The sequence below is a fragment of the Spiroplasma endosymbiont of Apeira syringaria genome (assembly GCF_964020205.1).
Taxonomy (GTDB): domain Bacteria; phylum Bacillota_I; class Bacilli_A; order Mycoplasmatales; family VBWQ01; genus Spiroplasma_E; species Spiroplasma_E ixodetis_A.
Genome location: NZ_OZ026543.1, coordinates 89117 through 106240, shown reverse-complemented (window position 1 = coordinate 106240; position 17124 = coordinate 89117). Strand labels below are relative to the sequence as shown.

Here is a 17124-nt window from a genome sequence, read left to right as displayed (position 1 = left end):
TTTTTAGGACTATTTTTTGGTAGACATTTTTTTTTGATAATTAACTGGAGTTAAGTAGTTTAAAGTGCTGTGAATTCTTATGTTGTTATATCAATTGATGTAATCAAATAATTCTAATTTTAATTGGATTAATGATGTAAAATTTTTATCATTAATAAATTCGGTTTTGAAAGTTTTAAAGGTTGCTTCAGCAACAGCGTTATCATAAGGACAACCTTTTTTGCTTAAAGAGCGATTAATATTGAATGCTAGTAAAAGTTTATCAATAATTTTATTATTAAATTCATTACCGCGATCACTATGAAATATTTGAATATCTTTTAAACAGCGATTTGAGTGCATAAATGCTTGATATACTAATGATGCATCTTTTTTAGTACCTACACTATGTCCAATTATTTCGCGGTTAAATAGGTCAATTAATAAACAAATATAGTTTCACTTACCATTTACTTGAACATAAGTTAAATCACTAACAATAACTTCATTTTTAACTCTATTATTAAAGTTTCTATCAACAAGATTGTTTATTGGACTATCGTTAACTTTGTTATTATGATTTTTGTATGATAATTTAGTGTATTTTGATATTAAATTATGTTTATTCATAATTTCTTTAATTTTTCGTCTTGATAAATAAATTTCTTGGTTTTCTAGAATGACTTTTAATCTTCTAGTACCATAAACTTCTTTATTTTCTTTAAAAGCACTAATAACAGCTTCATCATAAATATTATTTTTGATTTTATTTTCTTTTTTCTTTAAATTAAAATAATATGTTGATTTAGAGATTTTTAAAAAATGACACATTGTGCGAATTTTATATTTAACTTTATTTTTGACAATAATTTCTATTTTCTGCCTATTATTAGTGCTGCTTGCTTTAAAATATCATTTTCCATTCTTAATTGTTTTAATTCTTTTCTTAATTTAATTAATTCATTTTCTTCAACAGAACGATTATCTTTAGTTTTAAAACTACCTGAATTAGTAAATTGCTTAATTCAATTGTAAGTAGCTGCTCTTGTAACATTATATTCTTTAGCAAGGCAAGATACTGATTTGCCACTTTGATATAAAGCTACTATTTGTTTTTTAAATTCATCGGTATATGAGTTAATATTGGCCATAATTATAGTTCCTTTCTTTGTTCACTTGTCTACGTAATTAGTGTCCAATAAAGTGTAACCCATCCAATAGTTTCACTTACCATTTACTTGAACATAAGTTAAATCACTAACAATAACTTCATTTTTAACTCTATTATTAAAGTTTCTATTAACAAGATTGGTTATTTGACTATCATTGACTTTATTATGATAATTTTTGAATGATAATTTAGTGTATTTTGATATTAAATTATGTTTATTCATAATTTCTTTAATTTTTCGTCTTGATAAATAAATTTCTTGTTTTTCTAGAATGACTTTTAATCTTCTAGTACCATAAACTTCTTTATTTTTTTTAAAAGCACTAATAACAGCTTGTTCATAAATATTATTTTTGATTTTATTTTCTTTTTTCTTTAAATTAAAATAGGCTTTTCTCCCTTTATGTACTATTTTAATTTTATCACATAAATGCTGAGAAAAGCCTATCTACGGACTTCTCCCCACATTTTTAAATCAAACATAGAATTACAGTTTCAAAACTAGGTATCTTGTTGAATTTATATGCAGCTTCTTTAGCATATAAATGAACATGATGTTTTGCAACTTTGATATGTGTTTTAAATGTTCTTCTTATATGTTTTCAAACTGATTCAATTTGGTTGGTATTTACACCAATTTTTGAAACATAGCCATCTTGATGGTTAACTGTTTCATGCTTAGTGAAAACTGATTTAAAATCGCAATATCCTTTTCAAGAATCAGTATATACAAGACATTTTGAAGAAATGTGGTTTTTTGCAAACTGCAAAAGATTTTTACTCTTTGCGTTTTTCAATACTTTCACAATTAAATTATTGGTTGTTTTTTGATAAATGCCAACAATCAAGGTTTTATTAACCAAGGATCTTCCTTGTTTTTTAAAACCAATATGTGAAAGATACATTTCATCAATTTGCACTGTACCTTCAACAATAAATTGAGGTTTTTGTTTTGCAATACGTGTTCTGATTTTATGAGTCATTCTTCAAGCAGTTTTCAAAGTCACTCCCAATTCTTTTGCAATATCTGTTGATGGAATTCCATGTTTGGTGTTTATTCATCTAAAGATAAGATAAAACCAAGATGTTAAAGATGTTTGTGACCTTGAAAATATGGTGCCTTTGAGAATGCTAAATGTTTGATTACATTTTAAACATCTCATTCTTTTTAAATCAGAAGTATTCAAATTAAAACTAAAACACCTAATACATTTGTTTTCTTTCAAATTTGCTATATATGCAAGACATTGCTGTTCAGTTTGAAAAGCATTTTTGAATTAATTCAGTTTCATTATTCCCTCCACAAGTACATGTGGGGAGAAGTCCGTTAAAATAATATGTTGATTTAGAGATTTTTAAAAAATGACACATTGTGCGAATTTTATATTTAGATTTATTATTTGCAATAATCTCTACTTTCTGCCTATTATTAGTGCTGCTTGCTTTAAAATATCATTTTCCATTCTTAATTGTATTAATTCTTTTCTTAATTTAATTAATTCATTTTCTTCAACAGAACGATTATCTTTAGTTTTAAAACTACCTGAATTAGTAAATTGCTTAATTCAATTGTAAGTAGCTGCTCTTGTAACATTATATTCTTTAACAAGGCAAGATACTGATTTGCCACTTTGATATAAAGCTACTATTTGTTTTTTAAATTCATCGGTATATGAGTTAATATTGGCCATAATTATAGTTCCTTTCTTTGTTCACTTGTCTATGTAATTAGTGTCCAATAAAGTGTAACCCATCCACTACTTAACTCCAGTTAATTATCAAAAACAAATGTCTACCAAAAAATAGTCCTAAAAAGGGTTGCCATTCCAACAATGTCATTTTCTTCTGAATACTTTTGAATAAAATAATCGGCTAAACTTGGTGAAAACATAGCAACATAAGAACAAATTCTATGCATAGAATCACCTGAAACACGACTAAAGTTTTTTCATGTTTTTTCTTTTGGTAATTCTATTATAAGATTTTTATTAAAATTATGATGAATTACTATTTCTCCTTCTAATAACATCTACTCACTTCCCTTCTTTTTTTTAATTATCATAATGATTATTTAATAACCATATCCTTATTATTTTTCGGACTTCTCCCCACATGTACTTGTGGAGGGAATAATGAAACTGAATGAATTCAACAATGCTTTTCAAACTGAACAGCAATGTCTTGCATATATAGCAAATTTGAAAGAAAACAAATGTATTAGGTGTTTTAGTTTTAATTTGAATACTTCTGATTTAAAAAGAATGAGATGTTTAAAATGTAATCAAACATTTAGCATTCTCAAAGGCACCATATTTTCAAGGTCACAAACATCTTTAACATCTTGGTTTTATCTTATCTTTAGATGAATAAACACCAAACATGGAATTCCATCAACAGATATTGCAAAAGAATTGGGAGTGACTTTGAAAACTGCTTGAATAATGACTCATAAAATCAGAACACGTATTGCAAAACAAAAACCTCAATTTATTGTTGAAGGTACAGTGCAAATTGATGAAATGTATCTTTCACATATGGGTTTTAAAAAACAAGGAAGATCCTTGGTTAATAAAACCTTGATTGTTGGCATTTATCAAAAAACAACCAATAATTTAATTGTGAAAGTATTGAAAAACGCAAAGAGTAAAAATCTTTTGCAGTTTGCAAAAAACCACATTTCTTCAAAATGTCTTGTATATACTGATTCTTGAAAAGGATATTGCGATTTTAAATCAGTTTTCACTAAGCATGAAACAGTTAACCATCAAGATGGCTATGTTTCAAAAATTGGTGTAAATACCAACCAAATTGAATCAGTTTGAAAACATATAAGAAGAACATTTAAAACACATATCAAAGTTGCAAAACATCATGTTCATTTATATGCTAAAGAAGCTGCATATAAATTCAACAAGATACCTAGTTTTGAAACTGTAATTCTATGTTTGATTTAAAAATGTGGGGAGAAGTCCGTAGATAGGCTTTTCTCAGCATTTATGTGATAAAATTAAAATAGTACATAAAGGGAGAAAAGCCATATTTTTATCAATATTTCTAATTGAGTATTTAATGATTCTCAAGCTAAATTAAAATTTTCTTTATTTTCCAAATAATAATAATTATGAATAATAATATTTGGTATATTATTATTTTTTCCTAAAACAACATTATCTAAATAACCAATGTGAGTTCGTAAAATTTTATATTTTATTAAAAATTTATCAATTTTCATATCTTCATAAATCATATCTAATATTTCAACAGATTTAATTTTTTTCATTGAAATATTTCTTTTAATAATTTCAAAAATATTATCACTTCTAAATGATTTTAATATTTCTTGTTCTAATTTTTTAGAATCTTTTCTTATAAAATCTAGTTTATCACTAGTAAATGAATATGAATTATTTCAAATTTCCTTTTCTTCTTTACTTAAATTTTATCAAATTTCTAATATTTTAAATCTAAATTTGGGAGATTTTAAAATAGCAAAAATTGATAATAATTCTAAAGATGACCTAATAACTATAGAACTAATTAAAAATGGATAATTTTCAGACTTTATTTTTAACGTATCAAGTAAAGGTTTTGTATTATTTTTTCATATTTGAAATATTCCTCATTTAATATCTGTAATTTTTTCTTTATTATCTAGTAATTGTTTATGTATATTTTTTAAAAAGTTAACATTATTAGAATATTTAATTAATTGTTCTTGAATAAGGGTTCTATCATGAATGGGCGTTTGATTTGCTAATTCAATTTCTTGCCTCAAAGTACTTGAACCTATAGAACTTGGCTCTAAATATTTTATAACAAATTCATATAAAATAAAAATTTTGCTTCCTTCTCAACCACGAGTTGAATAATTTTCATCTTTTAAATTTTTTACAAGAAAGTTATACAAATCTTGTTTATCTACAAGAGTTATTTTAACTTCTCATTTTTCTACAGTTACTGCTATATTAAATAATTTAGATAACGTTTTTAATTCATCATTATATTAAATTTTAATAACAGACCTCGCCAATTCTAAAGCTGATATACTTTCACTATTTCCATTTATATTAATTTTATTTATATCTTTTTTATCCTTATTATAAGTTTCAACAATATCAATTACTCACACGGCATTATTTAAATCTGTATCTAAAGATTTAATTGATTTATTAAATCTATAACTTAATTTTTGTTTAATTTCTTTATTTTCAAATTTATTTTCTTTATATTTAAAAAACATATCTTTTAAATCATAAAAATATTTTAGTCTTGATCAAGATCTTTTACCCTTATTTTCACCAGCATGTCTTGTATATATTATTTTTCAAATTTCATCTTCATGCTTTACATCTGCTAATGCACTTCAGTTACATTCAACTTATTAAAATTAGGTTTTTCTGGCGATTGTAAAATCTTAATAACTTTTGAATAATTTTTTTATCCGAAAAATTTTCTAAAATAGTTTTATATTTATCAAATTCTGTAATTAAATACATACACATTATTCTTCTATTACCTTCAATTGAATAAAAGAATTGATCTTTACCTTCTAAAATAAAAATTTGATCCATAGCAGCATTGTAGCCTAACATTAATTGTTCTAATAAATATAATAAATCATCTCATTCACCTTCATACTGTAATAATTTTTTAATATTTTCATAAATGTCATAATTTAAACCATAATTTATATTAAGTAAATCAATTTCAATAGATCTAGTATACCTTGGATTATGTGGAAGTAATCTTATTTCTGTATAAGATTTCAATTTTAATCTCTCCTTTAAATATTTTATACCTCTTAATAAAAAAACATTTTAACAAAAATATTCACGTTTTAATTATATAAAAATACTAAAAAATATTAAATAATAATTAAAATTTTATTATCTAGTTACTATTTTTTATTATTTATTATCTTTAAAATACTCACTACGAATAATACTAAATATTTTACAATCACTAACTTTACCATCTTTAATAAAATTACTACGGGAAATTCCTTCAAACTTCATACCAACACTTTCCATCGTTTTCGCTGAAGCAATGTTCTATTTAACACAACTGCCTTCAATTCTAATACTATCAGTATTTTCAAATCAGTACTTAATAGCAGTTAACAATGCCTCTTTGGCATAACCTTTACCCCATTCTTTTGGATTAAAAGCATAACCTATTTCCAAACATTTAGTGTGAGCAAAATATCTAATAAAGCCACAAGTACCAATCATCGTATTAGTTTTATCATCTTTTAATTGCACTGCTCACATTAAAGAACTTAATTGTTTATATTATTGTAATAAAGAATTAATAAAACCAATACTATCATTAATACTTTTATGAGCTTTTCATGGTACATATTTTGTCATATTTTCATTCTTCGCATAATTAAATAATGCTTGTGCATCATTTAAAGTAATAGGACGTAGTTTTAAACGTTGACTTTCTAAAACTGGGATGGCAGGTAAACGATCAATATCATTCATAATTTTCTCCTTTAAATATTATTAGGCTTTTCTCCCTTTATGTACTATTTTAATTTTATCACATAAATGCTGAGAAAAGCCTATCTACGGACTTCTCCCCACATTTTTAAATCAAACATAGAATTACAGTTTCAAAACTAGGTATCTTGTTGAATTTATATGCAGCTTCTTTAGCATATAAATGAACATGATGTTTTGCAACTTTGATATGTGTTTTAAATGTTCTTCTTATATGTTTTCAAACTGATTCAATTTGGTTGGTATTTACACCAATTTTTGAAACATAGCCATATTGATGGTTAACTGTTTCATGCTTATTGAAAACTGATTTAAAATCGCAATATCCTTTTCAAGAATCAGTATATACAAGACATTTTGAAGAAATGTGGTTTTTTGCAAACTGCAAAAGATTTTTACTCTTTGCGTTTTTCAATACTTTCACAATTAAATTATTGGTTGTTTTTTGATAAATGCCAACAATCAAGGTTTTATTCACCAAGGATCTTCCTTGTTTTTTAAAACCCATATGTGAAAGATACATTTCATCAATTTGCACTGTACCTTCAACAATAAATTGAGGTTTTTGTTTTGCAATACGTGTTCTGATTTTATGAGTCATTCTTCAAGCAGTTTTCAAAGTCACTCCTAATTCTTTTGCAATATCTGTTGATGGAATTCCATGTTTGGTGTTTATTCATCTAAAGATAAGATAAAACCAAGATGTTAAAGATGTTTGTGACCTTGAAAATATGGTGCCTGTGAGAATGCTAAATGTTTGATTACATTTTAAACATCTCATTCTTTTTAAATCAGAAGTATTCAAATTAAAATTAAAACACCTAATACATTTGTTTTCTTTCAAATTTGCTATATATGCAAGACATTGCTGTTCAGTTTGAAAAGCATTGTTGAATTCATTCAGTTTCATTATTCCCTCCACAAGTACATGTGGGGAGAAGTCCGTATTTTTAAACATATTTATTATATATTTTCATAATTTTTTCAACAATTGGCAATAGTTTATTAACCTGACTAACACTATAAGTAACTTCCATATTTCTAACAAAACCATGCGATACAAAAAAAGTATTTAAATAATATGTACCATAATAATATTTAATTGCTTTTAAACTTCCACCAGCTGTTAAACCTGTTGCAACAAAACGGACATTTTCATCTTTTACTAAATCTTTAGCAAAATAATATTTATTATATGATAATTTATATTTTTTAATAGCAATATCTTCAATATTAACACGAATCTTAGTGTCTTCATCAGTAGGTCAGATTGTTTGATAGGAAATTAACTTAGTTTTAATATTGCCACCAGCACTTAATGCTAATGCTGCCATTAATGCCCCTTCAGGAGCACCACCAATACCATAAACAAAATCTGCTTCCTTGTTAATAACATCAATAGCAGCAAGCACATCACCATCACCAATTAAACGAACAATAATACCTAAATCATGCAACTTTTCAATTATTTTTTGATGTCTTGGTTTATCTAAAACAATACCAATTAAATCATTATGTTTTTTCATTTTTTGCATAGTTTTAATATTAGTAATAAAATCATCTTCATTGTTAATAGCATCTTGTAAATCGGGTCCAACAAATAATTTTTCCATATACATTTCTGGTAACTTTAAAATAGTATTGGGTGTTGCTGCTGCTAAACAAGCAATACTACCAGCAATATTATAAGCAGCAGGATAAGTACCTTCTACTGGATCAACTGCTAAATCATAAATTAAAGTTTTTCCTTTTCCTAGTTCTTGATTAACAAATAACATTGGGGCTTGATCTAACTCACCTTCACCAACGATAATACGACATTTAATAGGGACATTATCTAGCATAATTGTCATTGCTTCAACAGCAGCAAAGTCAACAGCATTCTTATTTTTACGACCAATAAATTTATAAGCAGCAATTGTCGCCATTTCTACTGCTCTAATTAAATACATATCCTTATTCATATTTTTCTCCATAATTAAGATGTTCATTGTTAATTATATGATAATTTTTAACAAAAAACTTAATTATTAAATCTCTTTTTTATTACTTTTAAATATTAACGCTATTGATACTTAGTTTTACAAAAAATTTATGAACAAAATTTTGAATTTAAAAAACACTGCCTAAAAAATATTAAAAATTTTAATAATTTCCAAAAGTTATTTCATGAAAAATTATTTTAAAGTTTTATAATTTAAAATCGGACTTCTCCCCACATGTACTTGTGGAGGGAATAATGAAACTGAATGAATTCAACAATGCTTTTCAAACTGAACAGCAATGTCTTGCATATATAGCAAATTTGAAAGAAAACAAATGTATTAGGTGTTTTAATTTTAATTTGAATACTTCTGATTTAAAAAGAATGAGATGTTTAAAATGTAATCAAACATTTAGCATTCTCACAGGCACCATATTTTCAAGGTCACAAACATCTTTAACATCTTGGTTTTATCTTATCTTTAGATGAATAAACACCAAACATGGAATTCCATCAACAGATATTGCAAAAGAATTGGGAGTGACTTTGAAAACTGCTTGAAGAATGACTCATAAAATCAGAACACGTATTGCAAAACAAAAACCTCAATTTATTGTTGAAGGTACAGTGCAAATTGATGAAATGTATCTTTCACATATGGGTTTTAAAAAAAAAGGAAGATCCTTGGTGAATAAAACCTTGATTGTTGGCATTTATCAAAAAACAACCAATAATTTAATTGTGAAAGTATTGAAAAACGCAAAGAGTAAAAATCTTTTGCAGTTTGCAAAAAACCACATTTCTTCAAAATGTCTTGTATATACTGATTCTTGAAAAGGATATTGCGATTTTAAATCAGTTTTCACTAAGCATGAAACAGTTAACCATCAAGATGGCTATGTTTCAAAAATTGGTGTAAATACCAACCAAATTGAATCAGTTTGAAAACATATAAGAAGAACATTTAAAACACATATCAAAGTTGCAAAACATCATGTTCATTTATATGCTAAAGAAGCTGCATATAAATTCAACAAGATACCTAGTTTTGAAACTGTAATTCTATGTTTGATTTAAAAATGTGGGGAGAAGTCCGTAGATAGGCTTTTCTCAGCATTTATGTGATAAAATTAAAATAGTACATAAAGGGAGAAAAGCCTTTAAAATAAAGATTTTGACAGATTAAATAACGGACTTCTCCCCACATGTACTTGTGGAGGGAATAATGAAACTGAATGAATTCAACAATGCTTTTCAAACTGAACAGCAATGTCTTGCATATATAGCAAATTTGAAAGAAAACAAATGTATTAGGTGTTTTAGTTTTAATTTGAATACTTCTGATTTAAAAAGAATGAGATGTTTAAAATGTAATCAAACATTTAGCATTCTCACAGGCACCATATTTTCAAGGTCACAAACATCTTTAACATCTTGGTTTTATCTTATCTTTAGATGAATAAACACCAAACATGGAATTCCATCAACAGATATTGCAAAAGAATTAGGAGTGACTTTGAAAACTGCTTGAAGAATGACTCATAAAATCAGAACACGTATTGCAAAACAAAAACCTCAATTTATTGTTGAAGGTACAGTGCAAATTGATGAAATGTATCTTTCACATATGGGTTTTAAAAAACAAGGAAGATCCTTGGTGAATAAAACCTTGATTGTTGGCATTTATCAAAAAACAACCAATAATTTAATTGTGAAAGTATTGAAAAACGCAAAGAGTAAAAATCTTTTGCAGTTTGCAAAAAACCACATTTCTTCAAAATGTCTTGTATATACTGATTCTTGAAAAGGATATTGCGATTTTAAATCAGTTTTCACTAAGCATGAAACAATTAACCATCAAGATGGCTATGTTTCAAAAATTGGTGTAAATACCAACCAAATTGAATCAGTTTGAAAACATATAAGAAGAACATTTAAAACACATATCAAAGTTGCAAAACATCATGTTCATTTATATGCTAAAGAAGCTGCATATAAATTCAACAAGATACCTAGTTTTGAAACTGTAATTCTATGTTTGATTTAAAAATGTGGGGAGAAGTCCGTAGATAGGCTTTTCTCAGCATTTATGTGATAAAATTAAAATAGTACATAAAGGGAGAAAAGCCTTAAATAAATTAAATTTAGTAAGAAAATAAAAAAGAATTAAGTATTTAGTAATACTAATTTTAACTAGTATATTAAGTACTAATATGATTATAAATAGCAATATATTTTAAAAAATTAATCAATATTAAACTCATCACAAACTAAATAATAACTTGATAACTATCAATTTAACATTTACAAATATTATTTATAAAACTTAATAAAATTTCACTTTGAATGTCCATCTTTCTTGACAGCGCTATTTCAAGTTTTCTTAAATTGATAATCTAATAATAAAAGAGAACTAATTTAATCATATTTTTATTTTAAAATAATAAAATTTAAAAATTGTTTTGTTTTGAAAGTAAATAAAAAAATATTTACTTTCAAAGGAGGGCAAAAATTATGAAATACTTTAATCCAAATTATTGATTTAAATTATGAATATTAATCGGACCATTTTTTAACAATAAAGTGCAATGTACTAATACTATGTCAATTGATAATGAAATAGATTCTAACAATACATTTGACATAACATCAATAAAAAATTTAATATACAATCAAATAGAACTAGAAACAATAGCAAAAGAATTAATTTTACTCAATAGAAATAAGAGAGCAAAAGTAAAAAGCGGAGGAAAAGGAAAAATAAATATTAAATTAAAAAATAAAACAACGATTACCAAAAATGCTAATAAAGGAAAGATAAAAAAGATAAAAAAAATTCTAGAAAAATTACAAGAAAAAATAGTGAAGATTCAAATAAAGAGTCAGGAACTTCTGAAACAGACAAAAGAAATATTGAAGAAAAAAGTTTAAAAAAAGAAAACCAATAATATTTGAAAGAAAAGACAATGATAAAGCAAAGGATTTTGTTCCTAAACCAATCACAATTAATGGAAATGATATTTTAAATATTTTAAAATTAACTAAAAAAGAAATTCGAGCATTCAATGCAACAACACAAATTCCATACTTTAGCAAACAACAAATTGAAAAATTTACCTCAGCACAGATTACCTGATTTACAATAAAGCAAATTCCACATTTTACAAAATTACAAATACCAGCATTTACCGAAAAGCAAATTCAAGCATTTACAGATTGACAAATTCAAGCATTGACAGAAGAACAAATCAGTTGATTTACAAAAGAACAAGTTTCATCATTTTTGCCATCACAAATTGCGGTTTTTACAACAGAGCAGATTCAAGCATTCACAAAAGAACAAATTCCATGATTTATAATAGAACAAATTGCATCATTTTTGCCATCACAAATTGCGGTTTTTACAACAGAGCAGATTCAAGCATTTACATGATGACAAATTCCATGATTTACAGAACAACAAATCTCATATTTTGCACCATTATGATCAGAAATCTTATTTAAAAAATATATTAATGATGAAAAATCATGAAAAGAAATCAATGTTAAAAATAGAATTAATGATGAAAAATCATGAGAAGAAATCAATGTTAAAAATAGAAGTATTTCAAAATTTATATGCTAAATTGTAAAGGTAAGTGCAACTAAATTATTTTTCTATCCAAATATTCTATCGGTGAAAGATAATTTAGTATTTTTCTTGGTCTTTGGTTTAAAGACAATATAAATTTATGAACTTCATTTTTACAAGTTTTTGAAAAATTAAATTTTTTAGGAAATTTTTCTCTAATTAAACCATTAGTATTTTCATTAGTACCTCTTTGTCAAGGTGAATATGGATTTGCAAAATAAATTTTCACATCTAAATTTTTTTCAAGTTGTTGTCAATTTGAAAATTCTTTACCACGATCAAAAGTAATGGTTTTAACAATATTTTTAGGAAGAATTGATAAATAATGGCTAATATTTTTGTTAATAACTTTAGTAGTTCTGTTTTTAACTAATATTGCTAAAGTAAATCGTGATACTCTTTCAACTAAAGTTATTAAACATTTTTTACTTTTGCCTCGTGATGATACTATAGTATCTCCTTCTCAATGACCAAGTGTTATACGATCATTAATATTAAGATCTCTTTCTTTAATTGATTTGCTATTGAATTTGCCACGATTTTCTTGAGATTTGCGTTTTTTGCCTTTTCTTCTTAAATTTTTACTAGTAACTTGATCAAGCAATCCAGAATAAATTCAATTGTAAATTGTTTTAAAACTAATAACTCATTGTTTATGAAAATTTTTAATTCTGCCATAAATTTGTTCAGGTGATCAGCCTAATAATAGTTTTTGTTGCACATATTTTACTAAATCTTTATTTTTAAACTTATGAAAAAAAATATGTGATTGTTTTCTATTTTCAGCTTTATTTTGTGCAATCAATGAAAAATAATTACTATTATCTTGATTTCTATTAATTTCTCGAATAATAGTACTAATATTTCGATTAAGATTTTTAGCTATTTCACTAATTTTAACTTTAAATTTCAATTGATTCTCAATATAAATTCTTTCATCTACGCCAAGATGTTTATAACTCATATAAAAACTCCTTACTTTTTTTATAAAATAAATTTAGCATTATGAAATTTTTATATGAGAATTTTTTTGCAATTTTATTTACTTGCACTTACAAGTATAATTCAGCATATAAAAAAATTAAATTATTATTTTTTTGGAAATGTTTAGTAATCTGTGTAACTTACAAAAATAACTATGTTTAATTAATTCTAGTAAATATAATTAAATGACTAGAAAGAGTGAGTTACAGATGGCTAAAAAAGATAACTTTAATAATAATCATCCAATATCAAAAGCAGTAGATTTATTACTAGAAAATACTGAAGATTTAACAACAGTTTTTAAACCTGGCGGTTTATATAAATAATTAACAAAAAGATTAGTTGAAAAAATGTTGAATTCTGAAATGCAAAATTATTTAGGATATGAAAAAAATCAACATAGTACTACTGAAAATGCTCGTAATGGTACAAGTTCAAAAAAATTAATAACTCAACAAGGTAAAATTGAAATTGATGTACCAAGAGATCGCAATAGTAATTTTACTCCTGTAATAGTTCCTAAAAGGCAAAGAATATTTGATGGTTTTGATCAACAAGTTCTTTCCTTGTATGCAAAAGGAATGACATTATCTGACATTAGAATGCAGTTGCAAGAGTTATATCATGGTGCTGATATTAGTGAAAGTGTTATTAGTCAAATTACTGATGATGTTATTGATGATGTTAAAGCATGACAAAATCGACCATTAGAAAGTATTTATCCTATTGTTTATTTTGATTGTATAGTAGTTAAAGTACGACAAGATAAACGGATTATTAACAAATCATTTTATATAGCATTAGGAGTTGATTTAGAAGGCAAAAAAGATGTTTTAGGATTATGAATTAGTGAAAATGAAGGTTGTAAGTTTTGATTATCTAATTTCACAGAAATGAAAAATCGTGGCTTAAATGATATTCTTATTGCTTGTAGTGATAATTTAACAGGCATGTCAGAAGCAATACAATCAGTTTATCCTAAAACAGAACATCAATTATGCATTGTTCATCAAATTAGAAATAGTTTAAAATATGTTTCATACAAACATCGAAAAGGTCTATTTGAAGATTTAAAACCAATTTATAGTGCATGTAGTGAAGAACAAGCAATGCAAGCTTTAGAATCGTTTGAAAGTAAATGAAATAAACAATATCCTCAAATTACTAAATCTTGATATAAAAATTGAGATAATTTAATGGTTTTTATTAGTTATCCAGTAGAAATCAAAAGAGTGATTTATACTACAAATGCTATTGAATCTGTTAATAGTCAATTACGAAAAATCATCAGAAATAAAAAAGTTTTTCCTAATGATATGGCAGTTTTCAAAATATTTTACTTGGCAATTGAAAATATAACAAAAAAATGAACATTGCCTATTCAAAATTGAAATACAGCAATTGCTCATTTTATGATAAAATTTGAAGATAGAATTAATCTAAACTAGTACTTTATAAAACAAAGATACACAGATTATTAAAAAGCCTCATTTTTTTTCCTTATTAATTTTAAATTCCAGATAATTAAATTATCTGGAAAATTGCATTATTTATAAGTTTAAAACTTTTGATTATATATTATTTGTAAATGCTATCTTTTGTTCAGAAAGTACTAGACCAACTGATACTTCTTGATTTATTGATTCAACATCTGCTATTTGTAATACATTATTAGAATTTCCTATCAAACAATCTGAATTTATTGAATTTAATGTTATATCTAAAATATTAGATATTTCTTTTACCATTTTATATACAAAATCATTTTCTTTAAGAAATTCGCTAGTTTGTTGCGTTTCATAATCACTTATTTTTATATTTTGCTGTTTTTTATTTAAATCAAGAAATTCATTAAATTCAAAAAATAAATGTTTTAACTCTTGTAATTGATCTTTTTGTTGATAAATTTTTTCATATAATAAATCTAAATTTTTAATATAATTTTTAATATTATTATTTTGTACTCTAACTTTTATAAACATAAATTTATAATCTTTTTTATTTTTTTGTTCAAAATTATTAACTATTTTTTTACATATTTTTTGATTTAAATTATATTTTTTTTGATAATCATACATTAATGGAATAAACTTTTTAGGAATTTTAATTAACGTTGTAAAATCAATTAAAAACAAAAGATTTTGCGAACTATCATTTTCATTAGTACATAATAAAGCAAATTTTTTGTTTTCATTAAAAAGAAAATTCTTTTTACTATTTTTTACCATTTTATTTTGTAATTTTTTAAAAATCATTTGTTCTTCTTCATTACAATCTTCAAATAATAGTAATGGATTAAAATAAAGGTTTTTTGCTATTTTTTGATTCTTCCCTTCATTTAAACTATCATCTTTAATAAAAATTAGATAAGAATATGGACCTTTATATTCTTGTAAAAAATTATAATAATTAAGAGTCATTTTTACTATTGATCCTGATTCTAATTTTAATTCTTCAAAATCAAATAATTTGCATTTACCATTATTTTCATTATTGATATCAATAGTGATATCACTAGAAGTTGATGGTTGTAATTCTTGTTGAGCATTACTTTCTTTATAGTTATTAAACTGTTTTATACTTTTTAAAAGTTCACCATATTTATTTTCTCCAAAAAAAGTAGTAAAATTCTTGATAATAATTTTAAGTGCAGCATCATAATCAGCAACTATTGATATAGAATTTTCAATTTTAGAGTTTTTAATAAAAAAATATTCACCTAAAAATTTATCTACTTGTTCTTTTAATGTAATGAAAAACTTAAAATCTTCTTTTATTTTTTCATGAAAAGTTTTAAATTCATTAAATAAATTAATAATATAATTACTCTTTTTGGTTATATTCAATTTATTTTCAGTAAAACAAATATTCATTTTATTATTAATTTCATTTAATTTATCCCTTATTTCTTTTATATTTTTTTCAATTTTATCTTTAATTTTTTTTATATCAATTTCTAACTTTAATTGTTCTTGCGTTAATACTATTATTTCTTTTTCTTGGCTTTTAATACTAATTTCATTTTCTAAAATTTGTTTTTTATAACTTGAAATTTTTGTTTCTAAAATTTGAATTCTTTCTTTTGCATTTTTAACTTTATTATTATAATCGATTCATAATGCATCTCAATGCTTTTGTATGTTTGCATCACTTGAATTAACTTCAATTAAAGCTGATACTACTTCAACATATTTTATTTTTGTTCTCATAGTAGCTTGGAAATCTTCAATATTTTTTTGAGTTTCTTGAAAAGTATCTTTATCTATCTTTGCGCTTTTTTCTTTAAACTCTTCTTTATCTTTTTGCAAAGCTTTAATTTCTTTTCTTATTTTTTTTAATTCTTTTTGATCTTTTGCTATTTTTTCATCCAATGTTTGATTTCTAAGTTGATTATTAGTCCTACTTTTTGTTAAATCTTCAATATGACTTTTTAAGTTTTTTAAATCATCTTCTTTATAAGATAAATCCTTTTCATATTTACTATTCTCTAATTCTTCTTCTGATAAAATATCTTGATATCTTTGTTTATAATTACGTTGTTCCTCAACACTTTCATTTATGAAAAATGTGAATTCTTTTTTAAAAATTTCTAAATTTTCTTTAAATTTTCTAATTTTATTTTCAATATCACCTATTGAAACATTTGTTGTCGCTATCTCTAGAATAATTTTAAACCTCTCTTTCTTTTCTTTCAAAAATAAAAAACCACTTGCTTTAAAACTAAAGCAATGGCCAAACAATTTTATTTTTGTAATTACATTTTATATAAATTATAATTATAGTTAAGGAATATACTTACTTATACTATTGAATATAATAAAGAAATTTTTATCTTTGATTCTTATTATTTTTAATGTTAAAATTATTCAAA

Annotated in this window: 19 protein-coding genes and 2 pseudogenes; 6 read left to right on the top strand and 15 right to left on the bottom strand. The window is 24.4% G+C overall.

Going from position 1 to position 17124, the window contains the following annotated elements; translation table 4 throughout:
- Positions 1-9: 9 nt before the first annotated feature.
- The 5 genes and pseudogenes from AACL02_RS00610 to AACL02_RS00590 form a co-directional block, all read right to left on the bottom strand.
- Positions 10-1130, bottom strand: a protein-coding gene (locus AACL02_RS00610; protein WP_339043454.1) for an IS3 family transposase whose coding sequence is annotated in 2 segments (ribosomal slippage) — positions 10-887 and positions 887-1130 — 1122 coding nt in all. Because the reading frame shifts where the segments join, the coding sequence is not laid out codon by codon here.
- A gap of 222 nt (positions 1131-1352) precedes the next feature.
- Positions 1353-1478: pseudogene (locus tag AACL02_RS00605) on the bottom strand (IS3 family transposase); the annotation flags it as partial.
- Positions 1479-1620: 142 nt separating this feature from the next.
- Complete coding sequence (locus tag AACL02_RS00600) at positions 1621-2376, bottom strand: IS1595 family transposase (protein ID WP_339042098.1); 756 nt, start codon at positions 2374-2376, stop codon at positions 1621-1623.
- A gap of 186 nt (positions 2377-2562) precedes the next feature.
- Complete coding sequence (locus AACL02_RS00595) at positions 2563-2841, bottom strand: transposase (protein WP_339042096.1); 279 nt, start codon at positions 2839-2841, stop codon at positions 2563-2565.
- 101 nt (positions 2842-2942) lie between these two features.
- On the bottom strand, positions 2943-3179 hold the full coding sequence (locus tag AACL02_RS00590) for a hypothetical protein (RefSeq protein ID WP_339042094.1): 237 nt from the start codon (positions 3177-3179) through the stop codon (positions 2943-2945).
- Positions 3180-3282: 103 nt separating this feature from the next.
- Between AACL02_RS00590 and AACL02_RS00585 the strand changes: the two genes are divergently transcribed.
- Entirely contained in the window at positions 3283-4104 is an 822-nt protein-coding gene (locus AACL02_RS00585) for an IS1595 family transposase (protein WP_339042092.1), read from the top strand.
- Positions 4105-4589: 485 nt separating this feature from the next.
- Here AACL02_RS00585 and AACL02_RS00580 read toward each other — a convergent pair whose 3' ends face one another.
- From AACL02_RS00580 to AACL02_RS00550, 7 genes are all read right to left on the bottom strand, one after another.
- Positions 4590-5057 (bottom strand): hypothetical protein, encoded by a 468-nt coding sequence (locus AACL02_RS00580; protein ID WP_339042090.1) that lies wholly within the window; start codon positions 5055-5057, stop codon positions 4590-4592.
- A gap of 96 nt (positions 5058-5153) precedes the next feature.
- Positions 5154-5390: a hypothetical protein gene (locus AACL02_RS00575; RefSeq protein ID WP_339042088.1), complete on the bottom strand. Its 237-nt coding sequence runs from the start codon at positions 5388-5390 to the stop codon at positions 5154-5156.
- 127 nt (positions 5391-5517) lie between these two features.
- A complete protein-coding gene (locus tag AACL02_RS00570; RefSeq protein ID WP_339042086.1) occupies positions 5518-5919 on the bottom strand; it encodes a hypothetical protein in 402 nt (133 codons plus the stop codon).
- A 282-nt stretch (positions 5920-6201) separates the two neighbouring features.
- Positions 6202-6411 carry a GNAT family N-acetyltransferase gene (locus AACL02_RS00565; protein WP_339042084.1) on the bottom strand — a complete coding sequence of 70 codons (210 nt, stop codon included), beginning with the start codon at positions 6409-6411 and terminating at the stop codon, positions 6202-6204.
- 30 nt (positions 6412-6441) lie between these two features.
- Positions 6442-6636: a hypothetical protein gene (locus AACL02_RS00560; RefSeq protein WP_339042082.1), complete on the bottom strand. Its 195-nt coding sequence runs from the start codon at positions 6634-6636 to the stop codon at positions 6442-6444.
- Positions 6637-6742: 106 nt separating this feature from the next.
- The gene (locus AACL02_RS00555; protein WP_339043452.1) at positions 6743-7558 is read right to left on the bottom strand and encodes an IS1595 family transposase; all 816 of its coding nucleotides are present in this window, start codon (positions 7556-7558) and stop codon (positions 6743-6745) included.
- A 46-nt stretch (positions 7559-7604) separates the two neighbouring features.
- Positions 7605-8618, bottom strand: a complete 1014-nt coding sequence (locus tag AACL02_RS00550; protein ID WP_339042080.1) for a fructose-bisphosphatase class II — start codon at positions 8616-8618, stop codon at positions 7605-7607.
- A gap of 275 nt (positions 8619-8893) precedes the next feature.
- Between AACL02_RS00550 and AACL02_RS00545 the strand changes: the two genes are divergently transcribed.
- A complete protein-coding gene (locus AACL02_RS00545) occupies positions 8894-9715 on the top strand; it encodes an IS1595 family transposase (protein WP_339042078.1) in 822 nt (273 codons plus the stop codon).
- A gap of 148 nt (positions 9716-9863) precedes the next feature.
- On the top strand, positions 9864-10685 hold the full coding sequence (locus AACL02_RS00540; protein ID WP_339042076.1) for an IS1595 family transposase: 822 nt from the start codon (positions 9864-9866) through the stop codon (positions 10683-10685).
- On the opposite strand, the gene AACL02_RS00535 is transcribed toward AACL02_RS00540, so the two are convergent.
- A complete protein-coding gene (locus tag AACL02_RS00535) occupies positions 10671-10868 on the bottom strand; it encodes a hypothetical protein (RefSeq protein WP_339042074.1) in 198 nt (65 codons plus the stop codon). The two genes, AACL02_RS00540 and AACL02_RS00535, sit on opposite strands and share 15 nt — an antisense overlap.
- Positions 10869-11152: 284 nt before the next feature.
- Here AACL02_RS00535 and AACL02_RS00530 point away from each other — a divergent pair, with 284 nt between their 5' ends.
- Both AACL02_RS00530 and AACL02_RS00525 read left to right on the top strand, forming a co-directional pair.
- Positions 11153-11569 carry a hypothetical protein gene (locus AACL02_RS00530; RefSeq protein ID WP_339042072.1) on the top strand — a complete coding sequence of 139 codons (417 nt, stop codon included), beginning with the start codon at positions 11153-11155 and terminating at the stop codon, positions 11567-11569.
- 301 nt (positions 11570-11870) lie between these two features.
- Entirely contained in the window at positions 11871-12263 is a 393-nt protein-coding gene (locus AACL02_RS00525) for a hypothetical protein (protein ID WP_339042070.1), read from the top strand.
- Positions 12264-12282: 19 nt separating this feature from the next.
- On the opposite strand, the gene AACL02_RS00520 is transcribed toward AACL02_RS00525, so the two are convergent.
- Complete coding sequence (locus AACL02_RS00520) at positions 12283-13233, bottom strand: IS30 family transposase (RefSeq protein ID WP_339040235.1); 951 nt, start codon at positions 13231-13233, stop codon at positions 12283-12285.
- Positions 13234-13462: 229 nt separating this feature from the next.
- Here AACL02_RS00520 and AACL02_RS00515 point away from each other — a divergent pair.
- A pseudogene (locus tag AACL02_RS00515) lies at positions 13463-14701 on the top strand (IS256 family transposase).
- Between the two features lie 123 nt (positions 14702-14824).
- Here AACL02_RS00515 and AACL02_RS00510 read toward each other — a convergent pair.
- On the bottom strand, positions 14825-16948 hold the full coding sequence (locus tag AACL02_RS00510) for a hypothetical protein (protein WP_339042068.1): 2124 nt from the start codon (positions 16946-16948) through the stop codon (positions 14825-14827).
- Between the last annotated feature and the right edge of the window lie 176 nt (positions 16949-17124).